This is a genomic window from Variovorax sp. FG153, from assembly GCF_057809595.1.
On the sequence record NZ_JBMDKG010000013.1, the window covers coordinates 146,743 to 167,499 of the forward strand.

Here is a 20,757-nt window from a genome sequence, read left to right on the forward strand (position 1 = left end):
AGGAAGAAAACATGAGCATATATGTCATCGACGACCACCCCCTGATGCGCGACGCGATCGTGATGGTCCTGCGGCGCCTTCGTCCGGCCGAGAACATCGTCGAGCTCGAACGGCTCGACAAGCTCGCGAGTTCCGTCGCGCAGCGCGGAGCGCCCACGCTCTTCTGTCTCGACCTGAAGTTGCCCGACACCAACGGCGTTTCGGGCGTGATCGCCGTCAAGCAGGTCTATCCCAACGTGCCGATCGCCGTCTATTCGGCGGCGCCCTCGGCCGACATGGAAGACGCCTGCATCGAGGCCGGTGCCGACACCTACATCGAGAAGTCGGCCAGCTCGGCCGAGCTGGCGGCGGCCCTGCGCGGCCTGCTGATGGCCGGCTCGGAAGAAACCGACGAGCCGCCGCTGGCCAGCAACAGCAAGCTCTCGAAGCGCCAGACCCAGCTGATCGCGATGCTCGACAAGGGCATGAGCAACCGCGACATCGCCACCGACCTCGAGATCAGCGAGCACACGGTGAAGGTGCACCTGTGGCGCCTGTTCCGCCGCCTCGGCGTGAAGAGCCGCACGCAGGCGCTGCATTACGCGCGCACGAACGGGTTGCTGTCGGGCTGAGGCCCTTGCGGCAGTGCAGTGAATGAGCCGCGCCCCTGGGCGCGGCTTTTTCGTTTCAGGCGCGGGGCGGGGTCAGTACGGACCTCAAGGCAGCGCCTTGCGCTGATAGGCCACCTGCTGCGTCACCTCGAGCAGATAGCTCGCTTGCGTCGCCCCGGCTGCCTGTGGATAGACAGCCGCGTTGAGATCGAGCATCACGTCCTCCGAGAAATTCGCACTGAAGCGCTTCGAGTAGACGTCGAAGCTCGCGACCGGCGTGAGGAGATCGCTGGCATTCACGCGCAACCGGACCGTGATCTCCACGGCAGCCTCCCAGCCCTCGGGCGCGTTCTCGGGCAGCACCGCACCCACGATCCGATAGCGCGCCTTCGGACGCACCGGCGGAACCCGCGGATCGTCGGGCAGATAGACCATCCGATTGCCGTTGAGCGAGAAGTAGAGCGACGCGCCCGTGCTCTTGCCGAATGGCGTGCGTGCCAGCGCAACGATGTCCGGCGAAATTTCATAGCTCGTGCTGACCGGCGTCGCCGGCGCATCCGCTGGAAACACGCCCAGCCTGGGCGTTCCCAGGACCGTGGAAATGAAGACGGGCAAACGCTCGGGTTCGAGCCCGAACAGGCTGCCGAGCCCGCGCGACCGCACCTCGAAATCGGATGGAAGGGTCCCTACCCCGTTGCAATCTCTCGCGTTGACGCCGACCGGCCAGAAGTCGCGTACATGGTCTCCAGCGCGCCAGGCCTGGCAGTCCGAGTACGAGCCCGATCGGCCCGGATCGACCGCGGCGACGGTTTCGACCAGCGCGAACTTGAACAAAGGACCTGTAGCGGCGGGTAGCATGGGCGTGACGGTGATGTACGCCGGCTCGCTGTCCTTCACGCCATCGTTCACGACCAGCCGCAGCACATAGTCGCCTTGCTCGTCGAGCAGCAGCGACGGCTTCGCGCCATTCGCATCGGCCAGCACCGCCTGGCTGCCCGGCGGCTTGGACTGCAGCACCCAGGCATAGCTGAGCGAGCGCCCCTGCGCCGCCTTGCTGCCACTGCCGTCGAGCGTGGCGACCAGCCCCAGCGTGCCCGCCGAAGCCTTCGCGGCCGCGGCGACCGGCGGCGCGCTGTCGGTGGGCGTGGGGGTTTCGGGTTCCGAGGGCCCGGACGGACCGGAAGGCCCGCCCGTCGCGGGCGGAGCAACCGGCGGCAGGAACGCGAAGCCGGCGGAACCGCCGCCTCCTCCGCCACCGCATGCGCACAGCATCGCGACCATGGCCGCTCCCACGGCGTATCTGAACTTGTGGATCATCTCTGCGGGCCCTCCCGTGCCCTGTCTTGAAAGAACGGAAACGGCCTGCTGGATGCGGCTCTGCGGTTCCGTTTCGAGATGGCGGGGAAGATAACAGCAGCGGGCACCTCGGCCCTGCGCCAAATCCCTAGGTCGGCCTGATGCTGCGGAGGCTCCTAGCCCACCGCCGCGCTCACCCGCGCCTGCGCCACCGCCTCGTCCGCATCGTGCAGCGCCACGCGGAACACGCTGCCGCTGCCCAGGCGCGAGCGCACGCTGACCGGGTGGCCCAGCACGTGCGACAGGCGCGCGACGATCGCCAGGCCGAGGCCGAAGCCATCGGAGGTGCCGGCATGGTCGGCCACCTTGTAGAACTCGAGGAACACGTCGCGCAGGTGCTCGGGCGCGATGCCGATGCCGGTGTCCCAGACCTCGACGCGCATGCCCTCCCGCGTGCGGCGCGAGGCCAGCAGCACGCCGCCCTCGGGCGTGTACTTGATCGCATTGGCCAGCAGGTTGCCGATCATGCGGCGCACGCGGATCGGGTCGGTGAGGAAGCTGCCCTCGGTCACGTGGACGCGGAAATCGAGCCCCTTGCTCTCGGCCACGGGGCGGTACTGCAGCTCGAGGTCCTGCAGCAGCTCGGCGATGTCCACGCGCTCGATGTGCAGCCGCACCTGGCCCGAGTCGATGCGCGCGAGGTCGAACATGGAGTCGAACAGCGCATTGACCGCATGGGTGGCGCGCACGATCTTCGGTGCCAGCTCGAGCACCAGCTCGGGCTCGTTGCGCAGCCAGTCGGCGTACAGCGACAGCGCCAGCACCGGCTGGCGCATGTCGTGCGCGGCGCTCGCGAGGAAGCGGTTCTTCATCGCCACGGCCGCCACCGCCGCCTGCCGCTGCTGGGTCAGCGACTTGATCAGGATGTGGTTGTGGAACAGCAGCTCCAGGCTGTTGCGCGCGGTCTCGTGGATGTGGTGGCCGGCGCGCAGCAGCAGGTACCAGTGCAGCGTGGGCAGGATCGGCAGCAGGAAGCCGTACTGGAACTGCGGATGCTCGAGGTTGATGACCACCAGCCGCACCAGCACCGAGCCGAGCACGGTGGCGAACAGCGTGTTGACGAAGCGCTTGAGCAGCGGCGGGTGCAGCGCCAGCCCGTTGAGCGGCGAGGTCGCGACGCCCGCGATCACCAGCCAGCTGATGAACTGGTTGACCTGCGGCACGCGCTCGAAGAACAGCAGCACCGACAGGCCCCAGACGAAGGCGCTGGCGGTCCAGACGAAGGCATAGCGGTCGGCGTACTGCTGCTGCGCCAGCGCGCTGCGCCCGACGTAGCGCACCGCGTACACGCGCGCGGCCCAGGCCCGGCAGGCCATCGAGATCAGGCCGGCGGTGAGCCAGGTCAGCACCTCCCAGCGCGGCAGCGCCGACCAGTTGAGCGCCGCCATGCCGACCATCAAGGTGCCCGACACGAGGTAGGAGCCGCGCGCCGAGCGCATCAGGCTGCGGATCAGCTCGCCGCGCACCCAGGCCTCGGCCTCGTCGGCGGAGGCCGGCACGGGCGTGAGGCTGGTGATCGAGGCGGCGGTCGCCATCAGGCAGCGCCTTTTCTTCGGTAGCGGGCCAAAACCATGGATGAGGGTGCGGGTGGAGTCGGCGGCCGGAACGGCGTTCCGGCCAGTCCGGCGATCTTACCGGGCTGTAGTCCGGTGTTTCACGCCGTAACAAGCTCCGCGTCCGCCGCCACGATCCGATGTGGCTAGAAGGCTCTTTCCTGCACCGTCGCGTGCGGATGCAGCGGATGCGTCAGCGTGTCCGCGATCAGCCGCAGCGCGTCGTCGCACTCCTCGCGCGACATCGGCCCGCCGAGGCAGATGCGCACCGCGTCGGGCGGATCGCCGTCGGTCGAGAAGGCCGCGCTCGCGACCACGCCCACGTTGCGCGTGCGCAGGAAGGAGGCGAACTCGACCGGGCTCCAGCCCGGCGTGAGCGGCAGCCAGGCATGGAAGCCCTCGGGATGGGCCTGCAGCCCGTGGCCGCCGAGGTGGCGCGCGGCCAGCAGCTGGCGCGCGGCCGATTCGGCGCGCACCGCCTGCAGCATGGCGTCGGCCGTGCCGTCCTCGACCCACATCGTGGTCAGCGCATTGGTGACCGGCGAGGCCATCACCGTGGTGGCGCGCAGGGCACCCGCGAGCCGCTGCGACTGGCGCGCGGTCGGCGCGCAGACATAGGCGCTGCGCAGCCCCGCGCCGAAGCACTTGGAGAAGCCGGTGACGTAGTAGGTCAGCGCGGGCGCCAGCGTGGCGAGCGTAGGCGGCATCTGGCGCGGCAGCATGCCGTAGGCATCGTCCTCGATGATCGGCACGGCGTAGCGCAGCGCCACGTCGGCCAGCGCCTCGCGCCGCGCGCGGCTCACGGTGCCGGTGGTGGGGTTGAGCAGGGTCGGGTTGCAGTACAGCGCCTTGGGCTTCAGGGTCTTGCAGGCGTGCTCGAAGGCATCGGCGATCGGGCCGTCGTCGTCGAGCTGCAGCGCATGCAGCTGCACGCCGAGCTGGGCCGCGATGGCCTTGATGCCCGGATAGGTCAGCGATTCCACGCACACCAGCTCGCCGGGCCGCGCGAGCTGCGAGATCAGCGCGGTCAGCACGCCGTGGATGCCGGGGCACACGAGGATGCGGTCGACGCCGGCCTCGGGCACGTGCGGGCGCAGCCACTGCATCGCGGCCTCGCGGTCGTGCACCGTGCCGCCGAAGTCCTGGTAGCGCAGCAGGTCGTAGAGGTCGGCCTGCGCGAAGGCCTGCGCGGCGCCCTCGTGCATGCGCGCCACCAGGTGCTCGTCGCGCGGCTCGGGCGGCATGTTCATCGTCATCTCGGCGCCGCTGCCGCCGCGCAGCCGCAGGCTCGGGCTGCCGGTGCGGATGAAGGTGCCGGTGCCCGCGCGCGAGTCGATCAGCCCGCGCTTGCGCGCCTCGGCGTAGCCGCGCGCCACGGTCGTGTAGTTGAGCTGCAGGTCCGCCGCCAGCTCGCGCAGCGTGGGCAGCCGGTCGCGCGCGCCGAGCCGGCCGGTGCGGATGTCGTCGGCGATCAGGTCGGCCAGCAGCAGGTAGGCCGGCTTGGCGCTGGCGCGCAGCTGCTTGCGCCAGTGCAGCGTGACGGGGGCGATCGGGGCGGTGTCGGTGGCGGCCACTTGATTGCATCCATTGATTGCATCGGGGGACCGATCAACCCGCAGGAAACGTGCCCGTCCCCTGGGGGTTCCCAGGGCCGGCGATGCCTCGAACGGGTGCGATCAGCCCCATTGATCGGGTGCATTGATCGCACGCCGAACGCTTCGCCACGGTGCGGCCCGGCCCGCCGCGAAGGCCGCGCGACGCGTCCGCGACACCCGCGCGGAAATTTTTTCGCGCCCGCATGCGGCACCGCTGCGCCTTGATCGCAACTTGATTGCATCGCGGGCCCCGCGCCCTGGCACATGGCATGCGAAGAAGAAGGCGCGCAGACGCTGCTGCGTTCCTCTCCTTCATCCCTTTCACCGGAGTACCCCATGCCCACCGTGACCCGTCCCCGCAACGAAAAAGGCGAGTTCCTCGTCGACTACGAAGAGAAGGTGTTCGAAGACGTGAAGGCCGAGCCCGGCGAGAAGGCGCTCGTGACCTTCCACACCGTGGCCTTCGAAGGCTCGATCGGCTTCGTCAACCTGCTGCAGGCCACCCGCCTCAAGCGCAAGGGCTTCGAGACCTCGATCCTGCTCTACGGCCCCGGCGTCACGCTGGGCGTGCAGCGCGGCTTCCCGACCCTGGGCGACGAGGCCTTCCCGGGCCACCAGAACTTCAACAAGCAGATCGCCACCTTCATCGCCGAGGGCGGCAAGGTCTACGCCTGCCGCTTCGCGCTGCAGGCGCTCTACGGCCATGGCGAAGGCGCGCTGATCGAGGGCATCAAGCCGATCAACCCGCTCGACGTGCTCGACCTGATCCTGCTGCACCGCAAGCAGAACGCCTTCATCCTCGACACCTGGACGCTGTAAGCGATGGCCACCGCACCCCGCATCGTCCGTGCCGCGGCGATCCAGATCGCGCCGGACTTCGACCGTCCCGACGGCACGCTCGATCGGGTGTGCAGCGCGATCGACGAAGCCGCTTCGAAGGGCGCGCAGCTCGCGGTCTTCCCCGAGACCTTCGTGCCCTACTACCCCTACTTCAGCTTCGTGCTGCCGCCGGTGCTGCAGGGCGCGCCGCACCTGCTGCTGGCCGAGCGCGCGGTGGTGGTGCCCGGCCCGGTCACGCAGGCCGTGGCCGAGCGGGCGCGCGCCCGCGGCGTGGTGGTGGTGCTCGGCGTGAACGAGCGCGACCACGGCAGCCTCTACAACACGCAACTGGTGTTCGACGCCAACGGCACGCTCGCACTCAAGCGCCGCAAGATCACGCCGACCTACCACGAGCGCATGATCTGGGGCCAGGGCGACGGCGCCGGGCTCAAGGTGGTCGACACCGCCATCGGCCGCGTCGGCGCGCTGGCCTGCTGGGAGCACTACAACCCGCTGGCGCGCTACAGCCTGATGGCGCAGCACGAGGAGATCCACTGCGCGCAGTTCCCGGGCTCGCTGGTGGGCCCGATCTTCGCCGAGCAGATGGAGGTGACGATCCGCCACCACGCGCTCGAGTCGGGCTGCTTCGTGGTCAACGCCACCGGCTGGCTCAGCGACGAGCAGATCCGCAGCGTCACGCCCGACCCCAACCTGCAGAAGGCGCTGCGCGGCGGCTGCCACACGGCCATCGTCTCGCCCGAGGGGCGGCATCTCGCGCCGCCGCTCACCGAGGGCGAGGGCATGGTGATCGCCGACCTCGACATGGCGCTGATCGCCAAGCGCAAGCGAATGATGGATTCGGTGGGCCACTACGCGCGCCCCGAGCTGCTCTCGCTCGCCATCGACGACCGGCCCGCGGCCACCACCGTGCCGATGCACACCCTTTCTTCCCACCCACGGAGCCCCGACCATGACGACGACCGCCGCCCTCGCACCGAATCCCGCACCGAATCCCGCGCCGGTGGACAGCCGCCAGCTGATGACGGAGCTCCAGTCCTTCGGGTTGCGGCTGGTTGATCCCGGCGCGGGTGCCGCCAGCCGCCGCGGCGGCGCCGGCCCCTCGGACCACAAGGCCGTGCTGGTCGACGGCCACACGATCATGGTGCCGGTGCACACCGCGAGCGCCTGGCATTCGCCGTTCACGGCCGAGGCGCCGAACGCGCAGGGCGTGAGCCGCGTGATGCGCGGCAGCATCCCGATCGCGAACATCGCCTTTCCGCGCCAGCCGCGCTTCTATGCGATGCAGACCTTCGATGGCGTGCCCTATTCGCACATCGCCACCTTGCACGGCAGCGACGTGCTCGCCACCACCGTGCTGCAGACCTGCATCCGCTACGAGAGCCGGCGCAAGAGCTGCAAGTTCTGCGCGATCGGCCAGTCGCTCGCGGCCGGCCGCACCATCGCGCACAAGACGCCGCAGCAGCTCGCCGAGGTGGCGCGCGCGGCCGTGCTGCTCGACGGCGTGAAGCACATGGTGCTGACCACCGGCACGCCCAACGCCACCGACCGCGGCGCGGCGGTGCTCTGCGAGAGCGCCTTCGCGATCAAGGCCGCGGTCGACATCCCGATCCAGGGCCAGTGCGAGCCGCCCGACGACGACCGCTGGTTCCAGCGCATGAAGGCCGCGGGCATCGACACGCTGGGCATGCACCTGGAGGTGGTCACGCCCGAAGTGCGCGAACGCATCATGCCGGGCAAGGCCAGCGTGCCGGTGTCGCGCTACATGAGCGCCTTCGAGGCCGCGGTGGCGGTGTTCGGCCGCGGCCAGGTCAGCACCTACATCCTCGCGGGCCTCGGCGATTCGCGCGAGGCCATCCTCTCGGTCTGCGACGAGCTGCTCGCGCGCGGCGTCTACCCCTTCGTCGTGCCCTTCGTGCCGATCAGCGGCACGCCGCTCGAGGACCATCCCGCGCCCACGCCCGAGTTCATGAAGTCGCTGCTCGAGCCGCTGGGCCGGCGCGTCGCGGCCGCCGGGCTGCGCTCGGCCGACATCAAGGCCGGCTGCGGCAAGTGCGGCGCGTGTTCTTCTCTGTCCGTCTACGAGGCCTGAGATGAAGACCGCCGAAGCCTGGAGCGAGCTGCCGCTGGCCTACGCGCCGGTCGAATACCTCGTGCGCGAGGCCGCCCAGCAATGGGAGCGCGACGAGGCGATGGCGCTGCGCCGCGCGGTGTTCTGCATCGAGCAGGGCATCTTCGCGCGCGACGACCGCGACGCGATCGACGACCATGCGCTGCTGCTGGTCGCGATGTCGTGCAACGCCGGCATGCCCGAGCAGGTGGTGGGCACGGTGCGCATCCATCGCGGCGCGGCCGCGGGCGAATGGTGGGGCTCGCGGCTCGCGGTGCACCCGGCCTTCCGCAGCCAGGGCCACCTGGGCGCCACGCTGATCCGGCTCGCGGTGTCGCGCGCCCATGCGCTGGGCTGCACGCTGTTCCTCGCGCAGGTGCAGCTGCAGAACGAGCCGCTTTTCCGCAAGCTCGGCTGGACCACGCTCGGCGAATGCGAGGTGCAGGGCCGCCCGCATGCGCGCATGCGTGCCGACCTCGGCTTCTATCCGCCCTGCCACGACCCGGTCAGCGGCTTCGTCACGCGCGCGAAGGTGCCGCGATGAGCCGCGCCGCCGAGATCGCCGAAGCGCTGCGCGCCACGCGCGGCTTCGCCCACAAGCGCGACATCAGCGAGGTGGTGGCCGCGCTGGGCCGCTCGCTGCCCGGCGGCCACGCGGCGCTCGCGCAGGCCGTGCCCGTGGGCGACGACTGCGCCGCCATTCCCGACGGCCGCGGCGGCTACCTGCTGTTCGCGATCGAGGGGCTGGTCGAGGACTTCATCGTGCGCATGCCCTGGTTCGCGGGCTACTGCGGCGTGATGGTCAACGTGAGCGACATCTACGCGATGGGCGGGCGCCCGACCGCGGTGGTCGACGCGCTCTGGAGCAGCGGCATGAACCCGGCCGACCAGGTGCTCGGCGGCATGGCCGAGGCCGCGGCGCGCTATGGCGTGCCGATCGTCGGCGGCCACAGCAACAACCGCAGCGAGCGGCCGCAACTCGCGGTCGCGATCCTCGGCCATGCGCGCCGGCTGATCACGAGCTTCGATGCGCGGCCCGGCGACCTGCTGGTGATGGCGGCCGACCTGCGCGGCGCCTACGAGGAGCCCTTCCCCTACTGGAACGCCTCGACGCGCGCGCCGGCCGCGCGGCTGCGCGCCGACCTCGAGCTGCTGCCCGCGCTGGCCGAGGCCGGCCTGTGCCGCGCCGGCAAGGACATCAGCATGGCCGGCGCGGTCGGCACCGCGATGATGCTGCTCGAATGCTCGGGCGTGGGCGCCTCGATCGAGCTCGATGCGCTGCCGAAGCCCGAGGGCGTGCCGCTGTTGCGCTGGCTGTCGTCGTTCCCGAGCTACGGCTTCGTGCTCAGCGTGGCACCGGCGCAGCTCGCGCGCGTGCTCGCACGCTTCGCGGCACGCGACATCGCCTGCGGCGTGATCGGCACCGTGGACGAGAGCCGCACCGTGCGCCTGCGCGCCGATGGCGAGGAGGCCCTGCTGTGGGACTTCGGCCGCGATGCCTTCATCCAGCCGCCGGCGCCGTCCGGCCTGCGCGAGGAGGCCCGCCATGGCTGAAGACCACTTCGAGCGCCCGCTGCGCATCGGGCTGCTGACGCATTCGGTCAACCCGCGCGGCGGCGTGGTCCACACGCTGGAACTCGCGCGTGCGCTGCACGAGGCCGGCCATGCCGTCACCGTGTTCGCGCCGGCCGCGCCGGGCCAGCGCTTCTTCCGCGAACCGCCCTGCCGCGCCGAGCTCGTGCCGGTGCACGGCACGCCGGCCGACACGGTGGCGATGGTGCGCACGCGCATCGCGGCCTTCGTCGACCACCTGGGCGCGCTGCTCGAGCACGAGCGCTTCGACGTGCTCCACACCCACGATTCGATCGGCGGCAACGCGCTGGCGCGGCTGCAGGACATGGGCCGCATCGAGGGCTTCGTGCGCACGGTCCATCACCTCGACGACTTCGCCGATGCGCAACTCGCGCACTGGCAGCAGCAGGCCTTCGTCCGCGCGCGGCAGGTGTTCTGCGTGAGCCGGCTGTGGTGCGAGCATCTCGCTCAGCACCACGGGATCGCGGCGCAGGAGGTGGCGAACGGCATCGACACCGCGCGCTTCTCGCCGCGCATGCAGGCCGGCGACGCGGCGCTCGCGCGGCGACTCGGCATCCGTACCGACGCGACGGTGCTGGCCGTCGGCGGCGTCGAGGAGCGCAAGAACACGCTGCGCCTGCTCGAGGCCTTCGCGCTGCTACGGCAGCGCCCGGGCCAGGCCGATGCGCAATTGGTGATCGCGGGCGGCGCGAGCCTGCTCGACCACAGCGCCGCCATGCAGGCCTTCGCCGGCGCGCTCGCGCGCCTCGGGCTGGCCGAAGGCCCGGACCGCGCCGTGCGGCTCACCGGGCCGCTGGCCGACGAGGACATGCCCGCGCTCTATCGCCTGGCCGATGTGGTCGCGATGCCCTCGCTGCGCGAAGGCTTCGGCCTGGTGGTGCTGGAAGGCCTGGCGAGCGGGCGGCCCGTGGTGGCCTCGCGCATCGCGCCCTTCACCGACTACCTCGCGCCCGAGGACGTGAGCTGGGCCGACCCGCTCGATGCGGGCTCGATCGCGCAGGCCTTGGCCGAGGCGCTCGCGCGCCGCGACGACGCGCGCATCGCGCGATCGGCGGCCCGGCTCGCGCGGCACTTCAGCTGGGCCGAGAGCGCGCAGCGGCACCTCGCCCTGTACCGCGAAGGCCTGCCCCACCCCCACGCCATCGAAACGAGGACCGCCCCATGCCCGTGATGCATTTCCAGGTGCGCTGGCCCGATGCCAGCGAATCGCGCTGCTACTCGCCCTCGCTGGTGGTGCGCGACTTCCTCGCGCCCGGCGAACGCTATGCGCTCGACGATTTCCTGCGGCGCACGCGCGAGGCGCTCGGCATCGCCTCCGAACGCGTGCGCGCGAAGTACGGCTTCGCCTGTTCGCAGGCGATGGACCAGCTCGCCGAGATCGAGCGCATCGCCGCGCGCTTCGAGCCCGCCGCCGAAGTCACCGTCCTGGCCTTCGACTGACCTCCCCCTTGCGCCCCCCATCGAGAAAGAGAGACCCCATGTCCCACCCCACCCATCCCGAGCATCCCTACGGCGGCCGCAGCCACTACAGCGTGGCGATCGTCGGCGGCGGCCAGGCCGGCCTGTCGCTGAGCCACTGCCTGCAGCAGCGCGGCATCGACCACCTCGTGATCGAGAAGCGCAGCCTGGTCCACAGCTGGCGCACGCAGCGCTGGGATTCGTTCTGCCTGGTCACGCCCAACTGGCAATGCCAGCTGCCGGGCTGGCCCTACCAGGGCGACGATCCGCACGGCTTCATGGTCAAGGACCAGATCAACGACTGGCTCGCGGGCTTCGTGGCGCAGGTGAAGCCGCCCGCGCTCGAGGGCGTGACGGTGCAGCGCGTGGTGCACGTGCCGCAAAGCGGCGAGCGCGGCCGCTACGAGGTGCAGACCGACGCCGGCCTCTACACCGCCGACCAGGTGGTGGTGGCCTCGGGCGGCTACCACAAGCCGATCGTGCCGCGGCTGGCCGAGAAGCTGCCGGCCTCGGTGGCGCAGTACCACTCGGCGCAGTACCGCAACCCCGCGCAACTGCCCGAGGGCGCGGTGCTGGTGGTGGGCTGCGGCCAGTCGGGCGCGCAGATCGCCGAGGACCTGCACCTGGCCGGCCGCAAGGTCTACCTGGCCACGGGCGACGCACCGCGCTGCGCGCGCTTCTACCGCGGCCGCGAGGTGGTCGACTGGCTGGCCGACATGCAGTACTACGACATGCCGGTCACGGCCCACCCGCTGCGCGAGGGCGTGCGCGACAACACCAACCACTACGTGACCGGCCGCGACGGCGGGCGCGACATCGACCTGCGGCGCTTCGCGCGCGAGGGCATGGAACTGTTCGGCCTGCTGACCGACCTGGACCAGGGCGTGCTGCAGTTCCAGCCCAACCTGCGCGAGCACCTCGACCATGCCGACCGCATCTACAACGGTATCAACGCCTCGATCGACAAGTTCATCGCCGCCAACGGCATCGAGGCGCCGCCGCCCTCGGTCTACGCGCCCGTGTGGGAACCGGCCGAGGAACGCACCCGGCTCGATCTCGCGGCCGCGGGCATCACCAGCGTGCTGTGGTGCATCGGCTTCTCGCCCGACTTCGCCTGGGTCGACGCACCGGTGTTCAACGGCCGCGGCCACCCGGTGCACCAGCGCGGCGTCACGCGCGAGCCGGGGCTGTACTTCCTCGGGCTGCCGTGGCTGCACACCTGGGGCTCGGGACGTTTCTCGGGCGTGGCGCGCGACGCGGAGTTCCTTGCCGAGGCGATCGCCGCGCGGCGCGCCGAACTGCGCGCGGAACCCGAGGTCGCGCCGCCCCGGCTGCAGGCGGCCTGAGCGCACGGGCTTCAGCCCATCGCGTAGCGCACGATCAGGAACGCGCCCGAGCACAGCACCGCGAGCGCGACCACGCGCAGGAACTGCTCGCGCGACAGCCGCAGCGTGATGCGCCGGCCCAGCGCGGTGCCCAGCAGCATCGCGGGCAGCAGCAGCACGGCCAGCGCGAGGATTGAGACCTCGGCATACACGCCCGCTGCCAGGAACAGCAGCGCGCGCGTGAGCGTGCTGAGGCCGATCAGCGTGGACTGGGTGACGCGCACGCGTTCCTTTTCGTCGATGCGGCCCGCGAGATAGATCGCATAGATGAAGCCGCCGCTGCCGAACATGGCCGAGAAGATGCCGCCGACGAAGCCGAAGGGCACGGCCGCGCGCGCCGAGAGCCGCGCGACCGGCCGCCAGCCGCTGAGCGCATACAGCGCATAGGCGACCGCGAAGATGCCCAGCGCCAGCAGCATCGCCTGCGGCCGCCCGAGCAGCAGCAGCGCGGCGCCCACGAGACTGCCGAACGCCATCAGCGGCACCAGCCGGCGCAGCTCGGCGCGGTCGGCCGCGCCGGCATCGCGGCTCACGTTGACCACGGCCGCGACGAAGTCGAGCAGCGCCAGCAGCGGCACGACCGTGGCCACCGGCACGAACTGCGCAAGCACCGGCCCGGCGACCAGCGCGGTGCCGAAGCCGGCGATGCCGAAGATCACGTAGGCCGCGACGATGCCGGCGCAGATGGCCAGCAGTTGCAGCGGCGTGAAGGGCAGCAGGTGCTGCAGGGACGACGACAAGGTCATGGGACGCGAATCTAGGCGCTGGCGCCGCGCCGCGCCAATGCCGAATGCGGCGTGCGGCGATCTCGAAATCAGATCGCTGGCGCGAACGCGGCCTGCAGAGACTCGCGCAGCGCGAGCGCATGCCGCGGCCCGCCCTCGCGCCACAGCACCAGCACGCCGCTGCGGCAGCCCTCGCCGTCGAGCGGCAGCGCGCGCACGCCCGCGGGCGCCAGCGCGGCCATCGAGGCCGGCACGATCGCGAGGCCGAAGCCGGCCTGCACCAGCGCGAGCTGCGACCACTTGCGCGAGCGCACCTGCGCGCCCACGGGCTCGAAGCCCTCGGCGCGGCACAGTTCGGCCACCGCATGGCTGAGCCCGCCGCGCTCGCGGTGCGGCAGCGCGACGAAGGGCTGGTCGCGCAGCTCGGCGAGCCGCAGCCGCGCGCGCCCGGCCAGCGCATGCGCGGCGGGCAGCAGCACCACCAGCGGCTCGTCGAACAGCGGCGCATGGCCCACGCCCGGATGGCGGCGCAGCACCGGCGCGCGCGCGAGGCCGATGTCGGCGCGGCCCTCGGCGATGTCGAGCGCCTGGTGCTCGGACGAGGCCTGCGCGACCTCGATCGCCACGCCCGGACAGCGCAGCGCATGCGAGCGCAGCGCGCCGAGCAGCACCGGCGACAGCGGCACCGAGCTCGAATGCAGCAGCTGCACCGTGCCCTCGATGCCGCGCTGCGCCTGGCGCGCGCCCAGCGCGGCGGCATCGAGCGCGTGCAGGATCTGGCGCGCGTCGGCATACAGCGAACGGCCGGCCGGCGTCATCTCGAGCTGGCGCGTGCCGCGCTCGAGCAGCGGCACCTGCAGCTGCGTTTCCATCTCCTTGACCTGCCGGCTCAGCGCCGACTGCGCGATGTAGAGCCGTTCCGCCGCGAGGCTGAAGCTGCCGGCATCGACGATGTCGACGAAGTAGCGCAACTGCTTGTGGGTGAGCATGAAGTCCTCCGCTGGCGTCGCCGTGCCTCAGGCCACCACGCCCGCGAGCGAATCGGCCACGTCGATCGCGCGCGGCAGCGCGGCGCGCACCGCCTCGATGAAGTGCCGCAGCTTGGCCGACTGGAAGCGCGTCTGCGGATAAACGAGGTACACCGGCAGCGGCGGCGCCTGCCATTGCGGCACCAGCCGCAGCAGCCGGCCGCGCGCGATGTCGTCGTTGAGCAGCCAGGCCGAGCCCATGCAGGCGCCGAGCCCCAGCACGGCCGCGTTGCGCAGCGCGTAGAGGCCGTCGGTGCTCAGGCGCGGGCGGATCGGCACCCGGCATTCCTCGCCGGTCGTCACGTGCGAGAGCCGCAGCTCGGTGCGGTAGAAGGTGCGCAGCGCCAGCCAGGGCAGCGCCGCGAGCTCGGAGGCATGCGCGATCGGCGGCCGGCCTTCCATCAGCGCCGGCGCGGCGGCCACGATGCGCGGGATCTCCGAGAGCTTGAGCGCCACCACCGAGGGGTCGTCGATCTCGCCGACCTGGATCGCGCAGTCGATGTTCTCGGTGATGAAGTCGGGACGCCGGTCGTGCAGCAGCCATTCGACGTCCACGCGCGGGTTCTCGCGCAGGTAGCGGTACAGCGGATGCATCAGCAGGTCCTGCCCGAGCGCATGCGGCGCGATCACGCGCAGCGTGCCCTCGGCCGCGCGGCCGGCGCCGCGCAGCTCGTCCTCGAACGCGGCCCAGTCGGCCAGCAGTTCCTTCGCGCGCGCGAAGCAGCGTTCGCCGTCCTCGGTGAGCTTCATGCCGTGGGTGGAGCGCCGCAGCAGGCGCAGCCCGAGCGAGCGCTCGAGCGCCTGCAGGCGCCGGCTCACGGTGGGCTGGCTCATGCCGAGCTGGGCCGCGGCGGCCGACAGGCTGCCGGCCTCGACGATGCGGACGAAGGTCTGCATGAGCTCGACACGGTCGGCCGGGGCGGCGGCCGGGAGAACGGCGGGCGTTTCGGGAGCGGAATTCGATGCCATCGCGGGATTCTGCGCCTTGTATGCGTCAAACGTATAGGCGTTGTTCGCTGCCGAGGGCTACCGTTCGAGCGCTCCGCCCTGCAAACTCCGCGCACTTTCCGCCGAATCCAAGGGTAAATACCATGTCTTCCATTCAAGCAGCGCATGCGGGCACCAAGCCGCTGGCGCCGGCCGCCCCGGCCCTGCCCGCCTCGCTGGTGCTGCTGCTCGCCAGCGGCGCCGGCTTCGCGGTGGCCGCCCTCTATTACAGCCAGCCGATGCTGGGCGTGCTCGCGGCCGACATCGGCGCGCCGACGCGCACGGTCGGCTTCGTGCCCACGCTGACCCAGCTCGGCTATGCGCTGGGCATCCTGTTCCTGGCGCCGCTGGGCGACCGCTACGACCGGCGCCGCATCATCCTCGCCAAGGCGGCCGTGCTGTGCGTGGCGCTGCTGCTCGCGGGCGCCTCGCCCTCGATCGGCATGCTGCTGGCCGCGAGCCTGGCGATCGGGCTGGCCGCCACCATGGCGCAGGACATCGTGCCCGCCGCCGCCACCCTGGCGCCCGAGGCCAGCCGCGGCAAGACCGTGGGCACGGTGATGACCGGGCTGCTGTTCGGCATCCTGCTGTCGCGCGTGGTCAGCGGCTTCGTGGCCGAGCACTTCGGCTGGCGCACGATGTTCGTGGCCGCCGCCGCCAGCATCGCGCTGATCGGCGCCGCCGCCTGGCGCGGGCTGCCGCGCTTCAAGGCCACCACGCACCTGGCCTATGGCGCGCTGCTGCGCTCGCTGGCCACGCTGTGGCAACGCCATGGCGCGCTGCGCCGCGCGGCCTGGGCGCAGGGGCTGATCTCGATCGGCTTCAGCGCCTTCTGGTCCACGCTGGCCGTGATGCTGCACGGCGAGCCCTTCCACCTCGGCAGCACCGCGGCCGGCGCCTTCGGCCTGGCCGGCGCGGCCGGCGCGCTGGCCGCGCCGCTCGCGGGCCGGCTGGCCGACCGCCGCGGCCCGGAACTGGTGACGCGGCTGGGCGCCGCGCTGGTGGTGGTCTCGTTCGCGGTGATGGCACTCGCGCCGCTGATGGCGCCCGGCGCGCAGCTCGCGGTGATCGTGGTGGCGGTGATCGGCTTCGACCTCGGCGTGCAGGCCACGCTGATCGCGCACCAGACCATCGTCTACGGCATCGAGCCCGGCGCGCGCAGCCGGCTCAACGCGGTGCTGTTCACGGCCATGTTCATCGGCATGGCGATCGGCTCCGCGGTGGGTGCGCTGGCGCTCGCGCAATGGGGCTGGGCCGCGGTGACGGCGCTGGCGATCGCCTCCTCGGCCGCGGCGCTGGCCGTGCGGCTGTGGCCGATGTCGGGCCGCGCCTGACAGCCGGCCGCGGCGCTCAGGCCGGCGCCGCCGCCACCGGCATCGAGAAACCCTTGCGCAGCAGCGCCGCCGCGAGCCGGGCGCAGACCACGCGGTCCGGCGCGCCGAGCACCACGGCCAGCAGGCGCCGGCCCTCGTGCGCCGCGGTGGCGATCTGGTGCGCGCCCGTCGCGGGCGAGAAGGCCGCGGCCAGGCCGTCGACGCCGCGCACCGTGCCCAGCAGCAGGTTGACGTTGGGCAGCGCCTGCTCCCAGGGGTCGAGCCGGGTCTTGCCGGCGATGGCGGCGAGCGCCGGATGGTCGCGCATCAGCCGCGCCGCCAGCCGCAGCACGTCGACCGCGTTGCTGCGCGCGCTCTCGTCCTGGCCCGCGGGACAGGCGAAGCGGGTGTCGCGCAGGCCCCAGGCCGCGGCCTGGCGGTTCATGGCCTCGACGAAGGCCTCGGTGGTGCCGCTGTGCCAGGCGGCGAGCGCGAAGGCCGCGCTGTCGGACGAGGCGATCAGCACGGCCTCGAGCAGGCGCTGCACCGACAGCCGCACCATGGCCTCGGCGCCGACCGCGATCGGCGTGCGCTCGGCGCGCCGGTCACGCTGCTCGGCGACCAGCTTGCGCTCCACCAGCATCGCGGTCGCGAGCTTGGCGAGGCCGGCCGGCGGATAGCTGCCGGCGGCGGGCTCGTGGCCCAGCAGCCGGTCGGCCGCGAGGTCGTAGAGCGCCCAGCTCGCGGCCGGCGGCAGGGCCGGCGCGGCCTGGTCGCGCGCTGCCTCGGCGGGCGCGGACGACAGCACCCGCGCGGCTTTCCAGTCGAGCCCCGCGGCCTGCTCGAGGTCCGGCGGCAGCTGGTCCGCTGCGACGATGCGGTACGGCGGGGCGGGGGGAAAGGGCTTCAATCGGCGGAGTCCGGCGTGGGGTCGGCGGCGTGGTGCGTGCCGCCGGCATTGTCCGTTGCCGACGCGCGCCGCGTCAGACGGCGAGGGCCTGCTCCACGTCCTGCGTCTTGCGGCGCGCGAGCGCGAGGTTCGACTTCGACTTGTCGAGCACCAGGTAGACGAACAGGCCTTCGTGCTTCTGCAGCGGGCGGATGATGTGGTACTGGCGGCCGAGCGTGATCAGGATGTCCTCGATCGTGTCGTTCAGGCCGAGCGCGCGCATGGTCTTGTTCTTGGCGCGCACCACCTCGGTATTGCCCGCGGCCGCCACTTCGAGGTCCACGCCCGAGCCGACCTGGCCCAGGATCATGCCGCTGCCGGAGTCGACCAGCGCCGCGCACAGGGCGCCGTCGATCGTCATCAGTTCGTCCATGGATTGCTTGATATTTGCCATCGCTGTCTTTCGTAGTCCATCGCCCTGAGGATCGGCCGCCACCCGGGCGAGTGATGAGCGGCGGCCGGTTGGTAACAGTGAAGGGAGGGCCCGTGCCTCAGGCGCGCTGCAGCGCCAGCGTCGCCTGCTTGGCGAAGTACAGGACCTGGCCGATGACCGCGTCCTTGCCCGCGACCACGCTCACGATCAGGTCGGCCTCGTCGTGGCGCGCCTGCAGCATCAGGATGTGGCCCAGCGCGGACTCGATCGCGACGTTCTCGCACCGGCCCAGGCCGCTCTCCTCGCCGGCCACCGCGCCGAGCGCGGCCAGCGAACTCGCGATGGCCGACAGGCGCGCGACCTGCGCGGTGTTCTCCACGCGCGCGGCCAGCTCGAGGCCGTCCTCGGTCGAGATCACGACGGCTTTCACGCCCTTGATCTCGCGCATGAGCGTGTCGACGGCGGACTCGGCGGCGTCCTTGAGGCGGGGTGGAATGTTCATGTCGGAAGAGAAAGGAAGAAAGGGGCGGCGCTCAGGCCTCGAGCTGGATCAGCAGCAGCTCGAGCAGCTGCACCACCTGCTGCGGATCGGTCACGTTGGCCGGCAGCACCGGGCACAGCACGCCCTTGTCCTGCATGCGCTGGGCATAGGCGTCGAGGCCGGGTTCGGGATGGGTCTCGGTGCGGCCCACCGCGACCACGCAGGCGGTCTGCGCGATGAGTTCGGCGAAGCCGTCGAGGTAGACCTCGAGATCGGCCAGCGGATCGGGCCGGCTGTTGTCGACCAGGATCACGAGGCCGAGCGCGCCGCGCGCGAGGATGCGCCACATGAAGTCGAAGCGCATCTGGCCGGGCGTGCCGTACAGGCGCAGCTTCTCGCCGTTGTCGAGCGTGAGCTCGCCGTAGTCCAGGCCGACGGTGGTGGTGGCCTTGGCGACCGAGGTGTCGCTGTTGCGCACCTCGGTGCGCACCGGCGCAATCTCGCTCACGGCCGCGATGGCGGTGGTCTTGCCGGCGCCCATGGTGCCGGTGAAAAGGATCTTGTGCTCCACGCTCAGTCGGAATCGGTGGGGGTCATGGGGGCGAATCGCGGCGCATCAGGCGCGCGATCCCGAGGACAGCAGCCCGAGGCGGCTGCGGATGCGCGCGAGCAGGCCGGGCTGCACCTCGCGCGCCGGGGGCGTCGCCTCGGCGGCGGGGTGGACCTGCGAATCGGGCCAGATCGACTCGGGCGCGCGCGCGGCGCCGCCGCCGCTGGCCGCCACGAAGCCGGCGCGCTCGAGCGCGGCGATGAACTCGGCGCATTCCTGCGCGCTGGCGTTCGAGCGCTGCTGCAGCGCCGCCAGCGTGGCCGGGCGGCTCGCGAGCAGGGTCGCGAGCTTCATGCGCACGGCCGAGTCGAGCAGCGCGACCGAGGGCCAGCGCAGCAGGCGGTATTCCTCGCCGCGCGCGCCGCGTTCGGCCGATGCCGCCAGGCCCAGGTCGCGTGCATGGACCACCATCGCGCCAAGCCGGTTGAGCATGGCCTCGAGCGCATCGGCATGCAGCGGCAGCCGCAGGAAGGGGCCGCGCGGCGGCGGCGTGTCGCCGACCGTCAGCAACGGCACCGGCGAATCGGCCGCCTCGGCCGACAGCGCCGCGGCCCGGTCGCCCACCACGCGCAGGTCGGCACCCTCGACCTGCCAGGCCCAGTGCTGGTGGGTGCGGTGGTCGAGCAGCCGCACCAGCGACTTGAAAAGCAGTTCGTCGCGGGCCGGCAGCCCTTCGATGCTGAAGCTCAGCAGCGGCCGGCGGTCGCGGGTCGAGGCGCTGGAACCGGTCATGGGCGGTCTGCGGGTGGCTGGGCGGCACTCGCCCAAGATCGCACCAAATTGGGGCGTTTTTGCAGTCCAAATGGCAATTCAAGCGCTTCCATCGATGAAACATCCCCGGGAAGCCTCGCGGCCCGCCTTTGATTGAATGCCTAAGTGTTAACCAGTGTTACTCGCCAAAAATATAACACTCGTTGCAATTAAACACACTAGATTACAAAACCCGACTAAGTCCTACGGGAATCGGTGGAAACGGAAACGAGGCGCCCGACAGCGGGCGGCGGATGCTCAGGACCGCAGGCTGGTCCAGAGAAAGGCCAGGGTCGCCAGCGCCATGACCGCGGTCGCGGCCCAGCCCAGCACCCGCCAGTGCAGCGGCAGCACCAGTTCGCCCATGAGGCGGCGGCTGCCGGCGGCCCACATGACGCCGACCATGATCGGCACCGACATCAGCGAATTGAGCACCGCCGCCCACACGAGCGCCTTCATCGGATCGACGCCGCACAGGCTGATGCCGATGCCGCAGACCATGGCGGCCGCGAGGATGCCGTAGAAGGCCGGCGCGGCGCCCACCGGCTGCTCGAGCCCGCGGCGCACGCGCAGGAACTCGGCGCAGGCATAGGCGGCCGAACCGCCGAGCACCGGCAGCGCCAGCAGGCCGGTGCCGACGATCCCCAGCGCGAACAGCGCGAAGGCCGCGGTGCCGGCCACCGGACGCAGCGCCTCGGCCGCCTGCGCGGTCGAGCTCACGTCGGTCTGGCCATGGGCATGCAGGGTGGCGGCCGAGGCCACGATCATCGAGAAGGCGATCGCGTTGGAGAAGCCCATGCCGACCCAGGTGTCGAGCCGCAGCCGGCGCAGTTGCGCGCGAGCCTGCGCGGGATGGGTCCGCAGCGCGTGGTCCCCGGGGATGCGCTCGATCTCCTCCACCTCCTGCGCCGCCTGCCAGAAGAACAGGTAGGGACTGATCGTGGTGCCGAGGATCGCCACCACCATCTTGATGCTCTCGGCATCCCCGTGCAGGCGCGGCAGCAGCGCACCCGCGAGCGCGGCCTTCCAGTCGACGTGCGCCACCAGCGCCACGCCCACGTAGG

General features: G+C 71.6%; 22 protein-coding genes. 10 read left to right on the forward strand and 12 right to left on the reverse strand.

The features are described from left to right. Positions 1-11 precede the first annotated feature (11 nt). The gene (locus ACODT0_RS16665; protein WP_057594424.1) at positions 12-611 is read left to right on the forward strand and encodes a response regulator transcription factor; all 600 of its coding nucleotides are present in this window, start codon (positions 12-14) and stop codon (positions 609-611) included. An 84-nt stretch (positions 612-695) separates the two neighbouring features. On the opposite strand, the gene ACODT0_RS16670 is transcribed toward ACODT0_RS16665, so the two are convergent. The 3 genes from ACODT0_RS16670 to ACODT0_RS16680 form a co-directional block, all read right to left on the reverse strand. Next, on the reverse strand, positions 696-1,907 hold the full coding sequence (locus ACODT0_RS16670; RefSeq protein WP_261210710.1) for a PKD domain-containing protein: 1,212 nt from the start codon (positions 1,905-1,907) through the stop codon (positions 696-698). A 155-nt stretch (positions 1,908-2,062) separates the two neighbouring features. After that, positions 2,063-3,481 carry a surface-behavior sensor histidine kinase ShkS gene (gene shkS, locus ACODT0_RS16675; protein ID WP_057594426.1) on the reverse strand — a complete coding sequence of 473 codons (1,419 nt, stop codon included), beginning with the start codon at positions 3,479-3,481 and terminating at the stop codon, positions 2,063-2,065. Between the two features lie 164 nt (positions 3,482-3,645). Next, positions 3,646-5,049, reverse strand: a complete 1,404-nt coding sequence (locus ACODT0_RS16680) for an aminotransferase-like domain-containing protein (protein WP_057594437.1) — start codon at positions 5,047-5,049, stop codon at positions 3,646-3,648. Between the two features lie 381 nt (positions 5,050-5,430). Between ACODT0_RS16680 and ACODT0_RS16685 the strand changes: the two genes are divergently transcribed. From ACODT0_RS16685 to ACODT0_RS16720, 8 genes are read left to right on the forward strand one after another with little or no spacing between them, the layout of a single operon-like run. Further along, on the forward strand, positions 5,431-5,913 hold the full coding sequence (locus tag ACODT0_RS16685; protein WP_057594427.1) for an MSMEG_0572/Sll0783 family nitrogen starvation response protein: 483 nt from the start codon (positions 5,431-5,433) through the stop codon (positions 5,911-5,913). A gap of 3 nt (positions 5,914-5,916) precedes the next feature. After that, positions 5,917-6,990 (forward strand): Nit6803 family nitrilase, encoded by a 1,074-nt coding sequence (locus ACODT0_RS16690; RefSeq protein WP_489041757.1) that lies wholly within the window; start codon positions 5,917-5,919, stop codon positions 6,988-6,990. Beyond that, the gene (locus ACODT0_RS16695; RefSeq protein WP_296728973.1) at positions 6,953-8,023 is read left to right on the forward strand and encodes an MSMEG_0568 family radical SAM protein; all 1,071 of its coding nucleotides are present in this window, start codon (positions 6,953-6,955) and stop codon (positions 8,021-8,023) included. The genes ACODT0_RS16690 and ACODT0_RS16695 overlap by 38 nt, the downstream gene beginning before the upstream one ends. A gap of 1 nt (position 8,024) precedes the next feature. Continuing rightward, positions 8,025-8,585 (forward strand): MSMEG_0567/Sll0786 family nitrogen starvation N-acetyltransferase, encoded by a 561-nt coding sequence (locus tag ACODT0_RS16700; RefSeq protein ID WP_489041759.1) that lies wholly within the window; start codon positions 8,025-8,027, stop codon positions 8,583-8,585. Then, positions 8,582-9,595, forward strand: a complete 1,014-nt coding sequence (locus ACODT0_RS16705) for a sll0787 family AIR synthase-like protein (RefSeq protein ID WP_057594430.1) — start codon at positions 8,582-8,584, stop codon at positions 9,593-9,595. The genes ACODT0_RS16700 and ACODT0_RS16705 overlap by 4 nt, the downstream gene beginning before the upstream one ends. Beyond that, entirely contained in the window at positions 9,588-10,805 is a 1,218-nt protein-coding gene (locus tag ACODT0_RS16710; RefSeq protein ID WP_489041760.1) for an MSMEG_0565 family glycosyltransferase, read from the forward strand. The genes ACODT0_RS16705 and ACODT0_RS16710 overlap by 8 nt, the downstream gene beginning before the upstream one ends. Beyond that, positions 10,796-11,074, forward strand: a complete 279-nt coding sequence (locus tag ACODT0_RS16715; RefSeq protein WP_057594432.1) for an MSMEG_0570 family nitrogen starvation response protein — start codon at positions 10,796-10,798, stop codon at positions 11,072-11,074. Before ACODT0_RS16710 ends, ACODT0_RS16715 begins: the two co-directional genes overlap by 10 nt. A gap of 38 nt (positions 11,075-11,112) precedes the next feature. Continuing rightward, positions 11,113-12,438, forward strand: a complete 1,326-nt coding sequence (locus tag ACODT0_RS16720) for an MSMEG_0569 family flavin-dependent oxidoreductase (RefSeq protein WP_057598965.1) — start codon at positions 11,113-11,115, stop codon at positions 12,436-12,438. A gap of 11 nt (positions 12,439-12,449) precedes the next feature. On the opposite strand, the gene ACODT0_RS16725 is transcribed toward ACODT0_RS16720, so the two are convergent. The 3 genes from ACODT0_RS16725 to ACODT0_RS16735 all read right to left on the reverse strand — a co-directional run bounded on the left by ACODT0_RS16725 (position 12,450) and on the right by ACODT0_RS16735 (position 15,199). Further along, entirely contained in the window at positions 12,450-13,223 is a 774-nt protein-coding gene (locus tag ACODT0_RS16725; RefSeq protein ID WP_422096090.1) for a sulfite exporter TauE/SafE family protein, read from the reverse strand. A gap of 68 nt (positions 13,224-13,291) precedes the next feature. Continuing rightward, the gene (locus ACODT0_RS16730) at positions 13,292-14,191 is read right to left on the reverse strand and encodes a LysR family transcriptional regulator (protein WP_489041761.1); all 900 of its coding nucleotides are present in this window, start codon (positions 14,189-14,191) and stop codon (positions 13,292-13,294) included. A 27-nt stretch (positions 14,192-14,218) separates the two neighbouring features. Next, positions 14,219-15,199 carry a LysR family transcriptional regulator gene (locus ACODT0_RS16735; RefSeq protein WP_057597783.1) on the reverse strand — a complete coding sequence of 327 codons (981 nt, stop codon included), beginning with the start codon at positions 15,197-15,199 and terminating at the stop codon, positions 14,219-14,221. 122 nt (positions 15,200-15,321) lie between these two features. Between ACODT0_RS16735 and ACODT0_RS16740 the strand changes: the two genes are divergently transcribed. Next, positions 15,322-16,551, forward strand: coding sequence for an MFS transporter (locus tag ACODT0_RS16740; protein WP_057597784.1), 1,230 nt, complete (start codon positions 15,322-15,324; stop codon positions 16,549-16,551). 16 nt (positions 16,552-16,567) lie between these two features. Here ACODT0_RS16740 and ACODT0_RS16745 read toward each other — a convergent pair whose 3' ends face one another. From ACODT0_RS16745 to ACODT0_RS16770, 6 genes are all read right to left on the reverse strand, one after another. Beyond that, on the reverse strand, positions 16,568-17,440 hold the full coding sequence (locus ACODT0_RS16745; RefSeq protein WP_489041762.1) for a D-alanyl-D-alanine carboxypeptidase family protein: 873 nt from the start codon (positions 17,438-17,440) through the stop codon (positions 16,568-16,570). Positions 17,441-17,513: 73 nt separating this feature from the next. Then, positions 17,514-17,873: a hypothetical protein gene (locus ACODT0_RS16750; RefSeq protein WP_057595890.1), complete on the reverse strand. Its 360-nt coding sequence runs from the start codon at positions 17,871-17,873 to the stop codon at positions 17,514-17,516. A gap of 97 nt (positions 17,874-17,970) precedes the next feature. After that, positions 17,971-18,354: a roadblock/LC7 domain-containing protein gene (locus ACODT0_RS16755; protein ID WP_057595891.1), complete on the reverse strand. Its 384-nt coding sequence runs from the start codon at positions 18,352-18,354 to the stop codon at positions 17,971-17,973. Positions 18,355-18,385: 31 nt separating this feature from the next. Further along, positions 18,386-18,904 carry a GTP-binding protein gene (locus ACODT0_RS16760; RefSeq protein ID WP_082321702.1) on the reverse strand — a complete coding sequence of 173 codons (519 nt, stop codon included), beginning with the start codon at positions 18,902-18,904 and terminating at the stop codon, positions 18,386-18,388. 45 nt (positions 18,905-18,949) lie between these two features. Next, a complete protein-coding gene (locus ACODT0_RS16765) occupies positions 18,950-19,675 on the reverse strand; it encodes a hypothetical protein (RefSeq protein ID WP_489041763.1) in 726 nt (241 codons plus the stop codon). Positions 19,676-19,951: 276 nt separating this feature from the next. Then, positions 19,952-20,757 (reverse strand): NRAMP family divalent metal transporter (locus tag ACODT0_RS16770; protein WP_489041764.1); only part of this gene is annotated, 806 nt, incomplete at its 5' end.

Bases quoted from the DNA above. Each gene is read 5' to 3' on its own strand.
- ACODT0_RS16730 (WP_489041761.1), bottom strand. From the start codon at position 14,191: ATGCTCACCCACAAGCAGTTGCGCTACTTCGTCGACATCGTCGATGCC.
- ACODT0_RS16765 (WP_489041763.1), bottom strand. From the start codon at position 19,675: ATGACCGGTTCCAGCGCCTCGACCCGCGACCGCCGGCCGCTGCTGAGC.
- ACODT0_RS16685 (WP_057594427.1), top strand. From the start codon at position 5,431: ATGCCCACCGTGACCCGTCCCCGCAACGAAAAAGGCGAGTTCCTCGTC.
- ACODT0_RS16690 (WP_489041757.1), top strand. From the start codon at position 5,917: ATGGCCACCGCACCCCGCATCGTCCGTGCCGCGGCGATCCAGATCGCG.
- ACODT0_RS16735 (WP_057597783.1), bottom strand. From the start codon at position 15,199: ATGGCATCGAATTCCGCTCCCGAAACGCCCGCCGTTCTCCCGGCCGCC.
- ACODT0_RS16670 (WP_261210710.1), bottom strand. From the start codon at position 1,907: ATGATCCACAAGTTCAGATACGCCGTGGGAGCGGCCATGGTCGCGATG.
- ACODT0_RS16725 (WP_422096090.1), bottom strand. From the start codon at position 13,223: ATGACCTTGTCGTCGTCCCTGCAGCACCTGCTGCCCTTCACGCCGCTG.
- ACODT0_RS16695 (WP_296728973.1), top strand. From the start codon at position 6,953: ATGACGGAGCTCCAGTCCTTCGGGTTGCGGCTGGTTGATCCCGGCGCG.
- ACODT0_RS16700 (WP_489041759.1), top strand. From the start codon at position 8,025: ATGAAGACCGCCGAAGCCTGGAGCGAGCTGCCGCTGGCCTACGCGCCG.
- ACODT0_RS16715 (WP_057594432.1), top strand. From the start codon at position 10,796: ATGCCCGTGATGCATTTCCAGGTGCGCTGGCCCGATGCCAGCGAATCG.
- ACODT0_RS16665 (WP_057594424.1), top strand. From the start codon at position 12: ATGAGCATATATGTCATCGACGACCACCCCCTGATGCGCGACGCGATC.
- ACODT0_RS16755 (WP_057595891.1), bottom strand. From the start codon at position 18,354: ATGAACATTCCACCCCGCCTCAAGGACGCCGCCGAGTCCGCCGTCGAC.
- ACODT0_RS16740 (WP_057597784.1), top strand. From the start codon at position 15,322: ATGTCTTCCATTCAAGCAGCGCATGCGGGCACCAAGCCGCTGGCGCCG.
- ACODT0_RS16720 (WP_057598965.1), top strand. From the start codon at position 11,113: ATGTCCCACCCCACCCATCCCGAGCATCCCTACGGCGGCCGCAGCCAC.
- ACODT0_RS16750 (WP_057595890.1), bottom strand. From the start codon at position 17,873: ATGGCAAATATCAAGCAATCCATGGACGAACTGATGACGATCGACGGC.
- ACODT0_RS16705 (WP_057594430.1), top strand. From the start codon at position 8,582: ATGAGCCGCGCCGCCGAGATCGCCGAAGCGCTGCGCGCCACGCGCGGC.
- ACODT0_RS16710 (WP_489041760.1), top strand. From the start codon at position 9,588: ATGGCTGAAGACCACTTCGAGCGCCCGCTGCGCATCGGGCTGCTGACG.
- shkS (WP_057594426.1), bottom strand. From the start codon at position 3,481: ATGGCGACCGCCGCCTCGATCACCAGCCTCACGCCCGTGCCGGCCTCC.